Annotated in this window: 12 protein-coding genes and 1 CRISPR repeat array (1 of these 13 only partly in view); all 12 genes read right to left on the minus strand. The window is 61.0% G+C overall.

Annotated features, from left to right (window positions below):
* Positions 1-575: direct repeats of the CRISPR family, unit length 36 nt; unit sequence AGTTTAGTTCACTGGGATATGTGCACTGGTCGGAAC; it begins 4,540 nt to the left of the window's first position.
* An 11-nt stretch (positions 576-586) separates the two neighbouring features.
* Positions 587-1,246, minus strand: coding sequence for a HEPN domain-containing protein (locus tag ISG32_RS13770; RefSeq protein WP_228529815.1), 660 nt, complete (start codon positions 1,244-1,246; stop codon positions 587-589).
* A 215-nt stretch (positions 1,247-1,461) separates the two neighbouring features.
* The gene (locus ISG32_RS13775; RefSeq protein WP_194771605.1) at positions 1,462-2,826 is read right to left on the minus strand and encodes a glycerophosphodiester phosphodiesterase family protein; all 1,365 of its coding nucleotides are present in this window, start codon (positions 2,824-2,826) and stop codon (positions 1,462-1,464) included.
* Positions 2,827-3,038: 212 nt separating this feature from the next.
* A complete protein-coding gene (locus ISG32_RS13780) occupies positions 3,039-3,596 on the minus strand; it encodes a peroxiredoxin family protein (RefSeq protein WP_194771606.1) in 558 nt (185 codons plus the stop codon).
* Positions 3,597-3,865: 269 nt separating this feature from the next.
* Entirely contained in the window at positions 3,866-5,074 is a 1,209-nt protein-coding gene (gene trpB / locus ISG32_RS13785; protein ID WP_194771607.1) for a tryptophan synthase subunit beta, read from the minus strand.
* Positions 5,075-5,224: 150 nt separating this feature from the next.
* On the minus strand, positions 5,225-5,920 hold the full coding sequence (locus ISG32_RS13790) for a GntR family transcriptional regulator (protein ID WP_194771608.1): 696 nt from the start codon (positions 5,918-5,920) through the stop codon (positions 5,225-5,227).
* A 22-nt stretch (positions 5,921-5,942) separates the two neighbouring features.
* The gene (locus ISG32_RS13795) at positions 5,943-7,259 is read right to left on the minus strand and encodes a C4-dicarboxylate transporter DctA (protein WP_194771609.1); all 1,317 of its coding nucleotides are present in this window, start codon (positions 7,257-7,259) and stop codon (positions 5,943-5,945) included.
* A 544-nt stretch (positions 7,260-7,803) separates the two neighbouring features.
* Positions 7,804-8,382, minus strand: a complete 579-nt coding sequence (locus ISG32_RS13800; protein WP_194771610.1) for an RES family NAD+ phosphorylase — start codon at positions 8,380-8,382, stop codon at positions 7,804-7,806.
* Between the two features lie 18 nt (positions 8,383-8,400).
* Positions 8,401-8,877 (minus strand): helix-turn-helix domain-containing protein, encoded by a 477-nt coding sequence (locus ISG32_RS13805; RefSeq protein ID WP_194771611.1) that lies wholly within the window; start codon positions 8,875-8,877, stop codon positions 8,401-8,403.
* A gap of 20 nt (positions 8,878-8,897) precedes the next feature.
* A complete protein-coding gene (locus ISG32_RS13810) occupies positions 8,898-9,311 on the minus strand; it encodes a hypothetical protein (RefSeq protein WP_194771612.1) in 414 nt (137 codons plus the stop codon).
* A gap of 359 nt (positions 9,312-9,670) precedes the next feature.
* Complete coding sequence (locus ISG32_RS13815; protein ID WP_194771613.1) at positions 9,671-9,820, minus strand: hypothetical protein; 150 nt, start codon at positions 9,818-9,820, stop codon at positions 9,671-9,673.
* A 179-nt stretch (positions 9,821-9,999) separates the two neighbouring features.
* Positions 10,000-11,517: a CoA-acylating methylmalonate-semialdehyde dehydrogenase gene (locus ISG32_RS13820; protein ID WP_194771614.1), complete on the minus strand. Its 1,518-nt coding sequence runs from the start codon at positions 11,515-11,517 to the stop codon at positions 10,000-10,002.
* A 252-nt stretch (positions 11,518-11,769) separates the two neighbouring features.
* Positions 11,770-13,134 (minus strand): aspartate aminotransferase family protein, encoded by a 1,365-nt coding sequence (locus ISG32_RS13825; protein ID WP_194771615.1) that lies wholly within the window; start codon positions 13,132-13,134, stop codon positions 11,770-11,772.
* Between the last annotated feature and the right edge of the window lie 219 nt (positions 13,135-13,353).

Raw genomic sequence — 13,353 nt, forward strand, 5'->3', positions numbered from 1 at the left:
GGGCTTCGAGCAAGTTTAGTTCACTGGGATATGTGCACTGGTCGGAACTCGTGGACCGATCAGGAACCAGTCAGGGTGAGTTTAGTTCACTGGGATATGTGCACTGGTCGGAACTTCATCGAGAACCTGATGCTCAATCCGTCGAGTTTAGTTCACTGGGATATGTGCACTGGTCGGAACTATCAAGTCCTTTCTGTGCGGATACACACAAGTTTAGTTCACTGGGATATGTGCACTGGTCGGAACAGCAGCCCTCAATCACAAAGCCACTGATGAGTTTAGTTCACTGGGATATGTGCACTGGTCGGAACAAGACCTATCACCGTAACAAGCCTGCCGACAGTTTAGTTCACTGGGATATGTGCACTGGTCGGAACGCGTGAAGCGCTTGGCGTAGTCCTTCACATAGTTTAGTTCACTGGGATATGTGCACTGGTCGGAACGCGTGAAGCGCTTGGCGTAGTCCTTCACATAGTTTAGTTCACTGGGATATGTGCACTGGTCGGAACATAAGCAAACATCACATCAGCGAGGCGCTTAGTTTAGTTCACTGGGAAATGTGCACCGCTCAGAAATCTCCGTTCGCTCACGCCATCTCCACCACCGGATAGCAGGTCTCGCCCCATTCCGTTTCCGTGCTGCCGAGCATGATGGCGATGATCACGGGGACGAGTTTTCCCATGATGTTGCAGCAGTCCTGCAGTTGTTGGCGGTTGACGGAGCCGTTCCATGTCGCGCCGCCGTGCATGAGTTGGTTGCGCACCGTGTAGATGCGCTGCAGCACCAGTGTGAGCAGGTCGGGGGTGTTGCCGTTGGACAGGAGCTTGTTGGCGCGTTGCTTGCCGTTTTCGAAGCGCTCCTTCCAGGAGTCCTCGGTGATGTGGCCGCGGTGATAGGCCCAGAAGGACTCGAAGACGTAGGGGTTGCCGAGCAGCACGCGGATGGGGCCGCTGAACTCCTTCCAGACCAGCCAGTCCAGATGCTTCTCGGCATCCTGCCGGTGCAGGCGGTTCAGAAAATCGGTGAAGGTCAGCTGGGTGCTCAGTCGCTGTTCGCGCGGCAGCTCCTGCGCGTAGGCCGAGTTGAAGGCGATCCACAGGAAGATGAAGCGGCCATCGGGGTCGTCCTCGCATTGTTCCGCGCGGTTCAGCCAACTGAGCGCGCGATGGATGCGCATGTTCAGCGCCTTGGGCATGCCGTCGCGCACGGCGCGGTGGTGTTCCTTGAGCATGGCGTAGCAACTCATCTGTCGTCCCCTTTGGTGATGCGGTCGTGGATCCGGTATGTAAGTGTATGTGTCAATTCCGGTATGCCGCAGTGCAATGGGGGATCGCAAGGGAAAAAGGTGTTCGGGTGGCCTCTGCCCGAACACCTTGCAGGTGATGTGCTTCGCGACGACGGTCGGCCGATGGCCTGCCGTGTCGCGTCAGATCGGAATCAGGAAATCAAGGAGCCGGTGAATCAGGGGATCAGACCCAGTTCCTTGTCGTACGCCTTGCGCGCGGCCACGCCGGTGTTCGCGAAGTCGGTGAACACGCCGTCGATGCCGAGGCGGAAGTAGGCGAGGAATTCGTTGACGGGGTCGCCCTTGTAGATGCCCGCGAGGCGGCCGGGTTCGTTGCGGAAGGTGAAGCTGTGCACCACGAGGCCGGCCTTGTGGGCGTTGGCGATGAGGCCGGTGTCCTTGAGGGTGTTCACGTCCTTGAGGCCCGCGCCCTCCTTGTAAGGAACGACGGAGTGGGCGAGCACTTCGGGCTTCCAGGGGCCGATGCCGTCGGCGTAAGTCTTGATCTCGGCGAGGCCTGCGGGGGTGAGCATGGCGGCGAAGGTGCGCGCGTCTCCCGCGAGGGTCCAGCTGTAGGGGCGGCCGCTGATGAAGGTCCACTCATCGCTGGTGATGAAGACCATCGAGCCGTCCCGGTAGTTGATGTCGTTGCCGTCGATGAGCTGCACGCCCTTGGCCTTCATGCCGGCCTTGCGCAGGTACTTGAGGCTGGCGGGGTCGAAGCTCTGGATGTAGATCGGCGAGTCTTTGGTGTTGAGCTTGTTCTTCTCGAGCAGCGCGATGACGGCGTCTTCAAGCGGCGAGCTGCCGGGCTTGCCGCAGCCGTTGGCGATCGCCTGCTGGTTGTTCCAGTAGGGGTTCTTGGTTTCGGCGTAGACGGGGATGGTGCGCTTTTGGGCCTTGCCCTTGGCCACGGCGATGTCGATCACGTCCTGCGCGCTGATGATCGGCAGCTTGCCGTTCCATTCGGTGGGGCGCTCGCTGCGGTTGTCGAGCGTGGTGCCGGCGATCCATTCGCGCAGCTCGGCCATGGTGAAGTCGCTGATCGACCAGTCGTCGGTGTGGTCCTCGCCATCGACGACGAGGGGCTTGAGCACGGACTTGGGATCGTTCGGGTCCAGCTGGTCGGAGAGATACTGCGCGGGGCCGTTGGCGGCGATGGCGGGGTATTTCACGTCGACCAGAACGCCCTTGGTGGTGCGCTTGCGGCTGGCGACCGCCGCGTTGGTCTTGGCGACTTCGGCGATGTTGGTGCTGTCGCTGAGCCAGGCGTTGTGGCGCGCGACGAGCTGGCAGTCGCGGGTGAGGTGCATGTCCAGCTCGATCATGTCGGCACCGGCGTCGACGGCCTTTTCGTAGGCCATGCGGGTCTGCTCGGGGTAGTAGCCCGAGAGGCCGCGGTGCGCAATGATCTGCGGCGCGTCGCCGTGCAGGGTCTTGTAGGGGCTGTCATCGCCGCCGCCGCAGGCGGTGAGGGTGAGTGCGGCGCACGCGGCCGCGGCAAAGGAAGCAAGCCGGAATGTTGGAATGGGCTTTTTCATGACATGTCACCAGAAGGGTTGAAGAGTCCGGCAGCGCACCCGTCGACGTTCGGCTGTGTCACGGGCGGCGTTGCCTGTTCGCCATGTTCGAGCGCTGTCGTGAAAGAACCGTGACAGCCACGACCGGGTTTTCCATGCGCAAGGAGGCGCATCCTGCGAACGGGATGCGGTGCACCCCCTGATGCGGGGAAGGCGTCTGAAGAAACGCGCGCTCAGCGCACCAGTGGCGCCACCGCGCCATCGAGCTCGTCGCGCAGCTTGGTGCCCTGCTCGATCTTGGCGACGACCTTGCCGCTGCCGTCCAGCAGGATGGCGGTGGGCACCACCTGGATGCGCCCGAAGCCGCCGAAGTCGAAGTTGCGCAGTTTCGCCTGATCACCGGTGGGCGCGGCGCGCATGGCGATGGGAATGCCGAGCTCCCGGGATTCATTGATCTTCTTGCCACGGAGCTTGAACGGATCGTCCAGATCCACGAACAGCACCTGCAGGCCCTTGTTGCGGTACTTGTTGAAGGCGTCGATCACGGCGGGCCGGCCATTGGCGACGCAGGGGGCGCACCAGTCCGCGCCGAAGTAGATGACCAGCGGCTTGCCCGCATAGCTGGCGAGGTTCACGGGCTGGCCGTTGACCATCTCCAGCTGCTCCATGGGATTGGGCTTTTCACCCACTTCGGGCTGCCACGCATGGGCCGCGCTGGACAGGATCCAGCAGACCACGAACACCAGCAATCCCAGGTAGATATGCGTCTGACTTTGCTTTTGTTTGCGCATGATGCGTCTCCTCTCAACGTGTGAAAAACGAGTGTAGGCAGCAGCGCAGGGTGCAGCAATCGCGGGATCGAAGCGTTGCTGCGGTAACAAAAGTTACTACCCCGTTCAGGGGAGGGGGGAGACGTGTTCGGCAATGAAAAAAGGAGCACGAGGCTCCTTTGTGGTGAGGTGCGGATCGGGAAAAGGGAAACAATCACCCATGGCGTCTTGCGCAGCGCATGTAACTGGCTCCGCCAGAACGCGCAGCGACCCAGAGCTTGAGCACGTTCTCAGAGCCCCAGTTTCTTGGCGACGTAGTCCGCATCCTTGTCACCGCGACCGGAGAGGTTCACGAGGATGTTCACGTCCTTGCCCAGCGTGGGTGCCACGCGCATGGCCCAGGCGACCGCGTGCGAGCTTTCCAGCGCGGGGATGATGCCCTCCACCCGCGAGAGCGTCATGAAGGCGTTCAGCGTTTCCTGATCGTCCACGCTCTGGTAGTCGACGCGGCCGATGTCCTTCAGATAGCTGTGCTGCGGGCCGACGCCGGGGTAGTCCAGGCCCGAGGCGATGGAGTGCACGGCGGCGGGCGTGCCGTCGGCGTTTTCGAGCACGTAGCACTTCATGCCGTGGATCTCGCCGGGCTTGCCGACCGAGAGCGTGGCGGCGTGCTTGCCGGGCTTGTCCACGCCTTCACCGGCGGGCTCCACGCCGACGAGCTTGACGCCCTCGTCGTTGAGGAAGGCGGTGAAGATGCCCATGGCGTTGGAGCCACCGCCCACGCAGGCGCTCACGTAGTCGGGCAGCTTGCCGTACTTGGTCTGGAACTGCTCGCGCGCCTCGCGGCCGACGATGGACTGAAAATCGCGCACCATCTTCGGAAACGGATGCGGGCCGACCACCGAGCCGATGGCGTAGATGGTGTTGACGGGGTCTTTCAGATACTCCTCGAAGGCGCTGTCCACGGCGTCCTTCAGCGTCGCCTGACCGCGCGTGACGGCCACCAGATTGCAGCCGAGGATGCGCATCTTGGTGACGTTGGGGTGTTCCTTTTCGATGTCCACCTGGCCCATGTGGATCTCGCAGGGGATGCCGACCAGCGCGCAGGCCGTCGCCAGCGCCACGCCGTGCTGGCCCGCGCCGGTCTCGGCGATCACCTTGGTCTTGCCCATGAACTTGGCGAGCAGCGCCTCGCCGAGGCAGTGGTTGATCTTGTGCGCGCCGGTGTGGTTCAGGTCCTCGCGCTTCAAGTGGATCTGCGCGCCGCCCAGCTGCTCCGACAGACGCCTGGCGTGAAACACGGGGCTGGGGCGGCCCACGTAGTCCTGGAACAGGTGCTGCAGCTCGTCCTGAAAGTCCTTGCGCTGCACGATCTCGTCGTAGGCCGACGCGATGTCGTCCATGGCTTTCTTCAGGTGCGGCGGCACGAGCTGGCCGCCATAGGCACCGAAGAATCCGTTGGCATCGGGCATGAAGGCGGCGTCAAGCTTGTTGGTCATGGTGGTCTCTTCCGGGGCGGGTGTGGTGAAAGGAGTGAAAGGAACGGGCGCAAGCAGATCCTGCACATCCGGCAGGTCTTGCGCCAAGCCCTTATTCATACCATAGCGGCGGCGTGTTTTGCGCCGCAGGGCACCCGTGAAAACGCGAATTCAGCCCACCCGGCGGACAGGCGTGAGCGCGTTGCGCAGGCGGCTGGCGGTCTCGGCTTCGGGCGGGGTGTCGGGCGCGAAGGCGAGCGACTGCTCCACCGAGCCGATGTGCTCGATCAGCAGCCGCTTGGCGGCTTCGGTGTCGCCCGCTTCGAGCGCCTGCACGATGCGCTCGTGCTCCGCGCACGACTGGCTCGCGTTGTGGGTGGACTGGTAGAGCGTGGCGGCGAGCGTGGTGCGCGCGGTCAGGTCGCGCAGCGTGTCGGCCAGCAGCTTGTGGCCCATCTGCTCGGCCAGGCAGACATGGAAATCCGCGAGTAGGAACGCGCGCGTGGCGGCGTCGGCCTTGTCGATGGCGTTCTTCTCGTGCGCGATGTGCTTGCGCAGATTGCCGATGACCGACTGCATCGGCCGGCCCGCTTCCTGCACGATGCCCGATTCAATGATGCGCCGCGCAGAAAACGCGTCGCGCGCCTCCTCGGCCGACGGCTGGACGATGAACCAGCCCTTGCGCGGCTGCACCTGCACGAAGCCGCGCGCCTGCAGCTGCACCATGGCTTCGCGCACGACGGTGCGGCTCACGGCGAAGTTGTCCGCCAGCTCCTGCTCCCCCAGCCGGTCGCCGGGCGCCAGCTTTTGCGCCAGTACGGCTTCGACGATGCGTTCGGCAATGTGCAGGGGGGAGGCGGGAGTCATTGGTGGTTTGGGGTTGAGTCGATCAATGTTGCGCGCTGGTGACTGTACCGTTTTCCGCGATCGTCTCGTCCATCGGCAGCGCCTTTCCATCGAGCACCGCATGGGCGCGGTCACGGTCGATGTCGCCTTCCCACGCGGCCACGGCCACGGTTGCCACGCAGTTGCCGATCAGGTTGCCGAGCGCGCGGGCGATGCCGATGAACCAGTCGATGGACAGCACCAGCACCAGGCCGATGGCCGGGATCGCCGGAATGGCGTGCAGCGTCGCCGCCAGCACCACGATGGCCGAGCCCGGCACGCCGTGCGCGCCCTTGGAGGTGACCAGCGAAATCGCCAGGATGGTGAGCAGGTCGGTCATCGTGATCGGCGTGTTCGTGGCCTGGGCGATGAACACGGCGGCCAGCGTGATGTAGATGGAGAACGCGTCCAGATTGAACGAGTAGCCGGTGGGAATCACGAGGCCCACGGTCGAGTCGCGGATGCCCATGTTGCGCAGCTTGGCCATGATCTGGGGCAGCACGCTGTCGGACGAAGTGGTGGCGAACACCACCATCAGTTCTTCGCGCAGATAGCGCAGCAGCTTGATCAGGCTGAAGCCCGAGACGCGCATCACGAAGCCCAGCACCACGAACACGAACACCGCCACGGCCGCATAGAACAGCAGCACCAGCATGCCCAGCTGCTTGAGCGAGCCGATGCCATATTTGCCCACGGTGAAGGCGATCGCGCCGAGCACGCCCAGCGGCGCGAGCTTGATGATGATGGCCATGATCTTGAACAGCACCAGCGAGGTCGTGTCGATCACCACCGCCACCGGCTTGCCGCGCTCACCCAGCATCGACAGCGCGCAGCCGAACAGCACCGCGAACAGCAGCACCTGCAGCACGTCGCCCGTCGCGAAGGCGTTGACCACGGTGGTCGGGATGAGCTTCATGAGAAAGTCCACGAAGCCGCCCGAGGTCAGCTTGTCGGCGTTGGTCGCATAGGCGCTCATGGCCGATGCGTCGAGCGCCTTCACGTCGACGTTCATGCCCGCGCCGGGCTGGAACACGAAGGCCAGCACCAGACCCATCACCAGCGCGATGGTGGTGAGCACCTCGAAATACACCAGCGCCTTGATGCCCACGCGCCCCACGCGCCTGAGATCGCCCGCGCCCGCGATGCCATGCACCACCACGCAGAACACCAGCACCGGGATGATCATCTTGATGAGTTTGATGAACCCGTCCCCCAGCGGCTTGAGCTTGACCGCGAACTCGGGCGAGAACAGCCCGACAAGTACCCCGATGACCAGTGCGATGAGCACCTGTCCGAATAGTGATTTGGCGAAACGTCCCATGATGGCTTCTCTCCTTTTGGCTGATCTGGTCTTGTATGCAAGATATGTTTTTTCTTGAATACAAGAATGTAGACAAGCCAAAAGCGTGCCAACAGCGGGTTTTCCAGTAGAAAAAGGAATCTTCGTGCGATTCGGAGAGGATTGAACGGACGCTCGGCACCTATTCGGTGCATGCGCCACCGCCGTCAGCTCGCGCTGGACCGGGAATTCTTCACAATGAAGCAGGGAGTGCCAACGGATCTGTTCCGACATTCACCATTTTGGGTGCGGAGCCCGTGAGCGGGCTTGAATGCAGCAGGCATGCTAGATGGGGAGGCTGCGACGGTGTCGAAACGGCCAGGAGCTGACTTTCGAAGTGGAGGGACGGCTGCCTGCTTAAGACTGATCGCAGTCGTTTACCGCAGACTGCTTCTGCAGCAAGCGCACTCGTTTGTGTTGCTGCCACAGCCCAGAGCTGTGAAAAGAACTCAAAGCAAAAATCCGAAGAAAAATGCCAGTCAGTGGCTAAACTGGCTGGCATTTCGCATCAGCGGGTTTCTTAACGTCAGGTAATCTCCATTCCAGACCGTCGTGCAGCCTCAACCACTGCACGGTGCAGGATGTCAGTGCCCGGTTTCACCAGAGGCCAAGCCTGCACAAAGCCCAGCTTCTTGGCACCTGTCTCAAACAAGCACACACATTCGTGGTGCGGATGCTGCGCTGAGGCGTACAAGATGCCGTCATAGCATTCGCCAAAGCACTCCTCGGCAAACGATTGCGTATGCTGAATCCGCTGTGACTGCAACACTGGGTACTGCTCCTCAAATCCTCTCAAATCCACCAGCCGCAACGGCTTCTTGGATGTAAAAGTACCCAATGCTTTCAACCGCAAATCCTCCAAAGCAACGAAGGTTTTAAGTTCACGCCTGAAAACTGCCTCATACAACGCCGTCTCTATGCTATCTGCCAGATACGCCGTCACCCCAGTTGCCAGACAAAACCGCCCTGCTTTGATACCTGCCGGAGGCAGAATCATGCGATTGATTTTGACACTACCCTTGTGCACAACATTACGTTGCACGCGATGAAAAACCTGCCCTGCGGGCAATTCAATTTTTGGAACCTGCTTCGCCGAGATTGTCATTTTTGAAGAACATATTTATCAATGTCCTTCTGCCATGGCCAGTTGCAAGATACGCTCTGCAGATTCACCCTGTTCCAACGCCACCAAAGGTGTGCGGCGGTCAAGCGCCTCTTGAGAGTTTTCAAGGAATGCCAGCACGCTCCAGCTATCCGTAGTGTCCAGTGCATCAAACAGAGGCCGAATCAACTCAAAGACTTGCGGCTCAAATTGCCACCTAGGCAGTTTGAAACCACGGCGCAGGTTAGCAATGCCAATGCAACGGTTTTGCTTAATCCAAGCATTAATCGTTACACGCGAAACGCCAGTCAGCTCTGCAGCCTCTTCAGTCGTCAGCATGTCAGCCGCGGCAATCCGGTTTTTACGGAACTCCGCACCTGAGCGTAACACCGCAGCAGACTGTGCTGCAGTGGCATACGGATCAGCCTTATCCGCTGTTTTATCCTTGGTATCTGCCTTATACCGAGCAGAAAGATCAGTTAGTGAGTTAGCTAGCATTTAATTTCCTGCGGCCATATTCATGGCGTATTCTTCATATTTTCTTTGAACGCAAAGAAGAACCCTGCTCTCACAAAAAGAAAACTTCCAATTCTCTTGTCTTGGTGTTTAACCAAAACCTCAAGGATTCGATGCAAGTTCAAAAAACCAAGCAAACTAAAATAGCTGCAGCCAGATCTTGAGATTAAGTCAAATCCGGAAAATCTATCTGCAAATGCCTGAATATATTTTTCAAGCGCAGAAAATTTTTTCCCAGCTTCCAAAAGAACGGAAAAAACTTTTTCTAGCTTCCCCTTAATAGCATCAACCAATTCACTAATAGAATTTTGCGAATTAGCTGCATTTTCATGGCTAGGAACAATAGAACCCTCTTGAATCAATCGCTCACGCAGCGACTGCATAGGATTGGGTGGTGATAGTGCTTCGGCTGTCATGGTGTGAACTGCAAATTGATGGGTGATGACGGCTAGCGTCGGTTGTTGAGGCGAGCCCATTGTCGCAAACTTTGCGAAGATCGTCAATCTCGTTAAGTTGAGAAGATTGGAGAGAGCAGACTGACCGCAATCGCTGGACAGCGGACGCCGGCAGCCGAGGCACGAGCGACAGCAGCGGGTCGAAACCGGGCCTGGTTGCTGATCTATCCGGATCAAGCACTGAGTGATTTTTCCGTAAGCAATTTTTGAAGTGCAAAAGACTCCGAGCGTGGCGTGAGCAGCAATCCCATCTTCAATGTGGAAAAACGCCGAAAATCGCAAGGCAAGTGTGCAATCAACGCAGAGTCTGACTGCACACGTCAAGCCGATGGCTTGATTGGTTTGAGTAGCGCCGATCCGGTTGAATAAAAATCGACAACCGCACCGGATACAGCAAGGCAAGCAAAGAAAAAGGCGCGCACTTCACAATGAAGCACGCGCCTTGCAAAGCGGGCGTTGCGGCCCTTCATGGCCTACGGCCTGCGAGGGTTGAGTCGAGCCGTGGTCGCAGCGCATCCAATGCGCGAGCCCCAGGCGAGAGCAGCCGCGCAAGGGCCGCCCCACCATCACGCCGCGCTGGCTGCGTCCCCCTTCCGCGTTGCTGCGCAACGCACAGAGAAGGGGAAGGCGCGAAGCGCCTCAGGGGGTGTTATCGAGAACTGGGGAAGCTGAACATCGTGCCTTCGCGTACGCCGGCCGAGGGCCAGCGCTGCGTGATGGTCTTGCGCTTGGTGTAGAAGCGCACGGCGTCGGGGCCGTAGGCGTGCAGGTCGCCGAACAGCGAGCGCTTCCAGCCACCAAACGAGTGGTAGGCGACGGGCACGGGCAGGGGGACGTTCACGCCGACCATGCCGACCTGAATGTGGTCGGTGAAGTAGCGGGCAGCCTCACCGTCGCGGGTGAAGATGCAGGTGCCGTTGCCGTATTCGTGGTCGTCGATGAGCTTCATCGCTTCCTGCAGGTTCTTGGCGCGCACCACGCCGAGCACGGGGCCGAAGATTTCTTCCTGGTAGATCTTCATGCCGGGCTTGACGTCGTCGAACAGGCAGGCGCCGAGGAAGTAGCCGTCTTCATGACCGGGGACCTTCACGCCACGGCCATCGACCACCAGCTTGGCGCCTTCGGCCACGCCGGAATCCACATAGGCCTTGACCTTCTCGAAGTGCTGCTTGGTGACCAGCGGGCCCATGTCGTTGCCGTTGTCGGTGCCGGGGCCTACCTTCATCTTGTCGATCTCGACCTTGAGGCTGTCGATCACGGCGTCGGCCGTTTCGTCGCCGATGGCCACGACCAGCGGAATGGCCATGCAGCGCTCGCCGCAGCTGCCGTAGGCCGCGCCCATCAGCGCGTTGACGGCGTTGGGGATGTCGGCGTCGGGCATGACGATGGCGTGGTTCTTCGCGCCGCCGAGGGCCTGCACGCGCTTGCCGTGCTTGCAGCCTTCGGCGTAGATGTATTCGGCGATCGGTGTGGAGCCCACGAAGCTCACGGCCTTCACGCGCGGGTCCTGCAGCAATGTGTCCACGGCCACCTTGTCGCCGTTGACGACGTTCAGCACGCCCGGTGGCAGACCAGCTTCGAGCGCCAGTTGCGCGACGAACAGGGTGCTCGACGGATCACGCTCGGACGGCTTGAGCACGAAGGTGTTGCCGCAGGCCACGGCCATGGGCCACATCCACAGCGGAACCATGGCGGGGAAGTTGAACGGCGTGATGCCGGCCGTCACGCCCAGCGCCTGGAACTCGCTCCAGCTGTCGATGCCGGGGCCGACGTTGCGGCTGTGCTCGCCCTTGAGCAGCTCGGGCGCGTAGCTCGCGTATTCCACGTTTTCAATGCCGCGCTGCAGCTCGCCGTGCGCATCGGCCAGCACCTTGCCGTGTTCGGCGGTGATCAGCGCGGCGATCTTGTCGGCGTTTTCTTCGAGCAGCACTTTGAGCTTGCTCATCACGCGGGCGCGCTTGAGTGGGGGCGTGTTGCGCCAGGCGGGGAAGGCCTTCTCGGCCGAGGCGATGGCTTCTTCAACCGTGGCCTTGCTGGCCAGAGAGACGTTGGTGGTGGACTGGCCCGTGGCCGGGTTGAAGACCGGTTGCGTGCGGGCCGTATCGGCAACGATCTTGCCGTCAATGAGGTGGCCCACGGTAGAAGTGACGTTCTTGTCGTTGTTCATATGGTTGTCCGTATTGGGTGTTTGTTCAGTGATTCGTTTTTGGGTGACGATACAGGCCCTCATGCGTTGTTGCAGAAGCCTTGCCGTACATGAGTACTGTCTGCGGCTTCGCGCCTAGCCTGAGGGCCTGTCTCGTCATTGTGATGGTGGGTTCGGGCGCTTATTGCGCTGCGAAGCCTGCCGTTTGAAAACCAAAAAATGGAGGCTACCGCCGGGGTCGGTGGCGGTAGCTCCTTGGGAAATTTCAAGTTCTCAGGCAACCGACTGGATGGTCTCGCCGAGGGCGTTGATCAGGCGGTCGATTTCTGCGCGTTCGCTGATGAACGGTGGCGCGAGCTGGATGGTGTCGGCGCCGTAGCGCACGTAGAAGCCGAGCTCCCACATCTTCATCGCGATCTCGTAGGGGCGCTTGGCGGGCTCGCCCGGAGCGTGCTCGATGGAGATGCCTGCGGCGAGGCCGTAGTTGCGGATGTCGGCGATGTGCTTGACGCCCTTGAGGCCATGCACCGCGTTCTCGAAGTAGGGGGCCAGGGCCTTGACGCGGCCGGGGCCGTCTTCCTTCTCCAGCAGGTCGAGCGCGGCGATGCCGGCGGCGCAGGCGATCGGGTGGGCCGAGTAGGTGTAGCCGTGCGCGAACTCGAGCATGTACTCGGGGCCGCCCGCTGCCATGAAGGTGTCGTAGATGTCCTTGGTGGCGACGCAGCCGCCGAGCGGCTGTGCGCCGTTGGTCACCTGCTTGGCGAAGTTCATGATGTCGGGCACCACGCCGAAGGCGTCGGAGCCGGTCATCGTGCCGCAGCGGCCAAAGCCGGTGATGACTTCATCAAAAATCAGCAGGATGTTGTTCTGCGTGCAGATCTCGCGGATGCGGTCGAGATAGCCCTTGGGTGGAATCACCACGCCTGCGGAACCGGCGAACGGCTCGATGATGACGGCGGCGATGTTGCTGGCGTCATGCAGCGCGATCACGTCGAGCAGCTTGTCGGCCAGCGCGCGGCCACCTTCCTCGGCCATGCCCTTCTGGAACGTGCCCGCAGGAGGTTGCGTGTGCGGAATGTGGTCGGCCGCGATGCCCTGGCCGTACATCTTGCGGTTGCCGCCGATGCCGCCCACCGAGATGCCGCCGAAGTTCACGCCGTGGTAGCCCTTCTCGCGGCCGATCAGCACGGTCTTGCTGGCCTGACCCTTCAGGCGCCAGTAGGCGCGCGCCATCTTGAGCGAGGTGTCGGCGGCTTCGGAGCCCGAGCCGGTGAAGAACACGTAGTCGAGGCCCTTGGGGGTCAGGTCCTTGATCTTGTTGGCGAGTTCGAACGAGGCGGGGTGGCCGAACTGGAAGGCCGGCGCGTAGTCCAGCTGCAGCGCGGCCTTGCCGATGGCTTCGGCGATCTCGCGGCGGCCATGGCCCAGGCCCGTGCACCACAGACCCGAGAGACCGTCAAAAATCTTGCGGCCCTTGTCGTCACGCAGATAGGCGCCTTCGGCACCGACCACCATGCGCGGATTGGCCTTGAAATTGCGGTTGCCCGTGAACGGCATCCAGTGCGCGTCCAGCCAGGCGGCGTCGGTGCGTACGGCTTGGGATGCGGCGTGGGTGTCAGGGGTGGTGGTGATGCTCATGTGCGTCTCCAGCAGGGTCGGGCAAAGCGTTGATTGGATTGAGAAAAATCGCCTCTACCAGCGTGGAGGCGTGGGGGCATTGTTGGATGGCGTGATAATCCGGTAAATAACGCAATATCACTGTTTACTTGAGGATTTATGCAAGTAAAGAAAACCACTGCGGAACGCACGAAAACCCCTGTCAAAAAGCGCGCCAAGGCCACGCCGCAGGCCACGCGC

Source organism: Diaphorobacter caeni, from assembly GCF_015354245.1.
Lineage (GTDB): Bacteria > Pseudomonadota > Gammaproteobacteria > Burkholderiales > Burkholderiaceae_C > Diaphorobacter_A > Diaphorobacter_A caeni.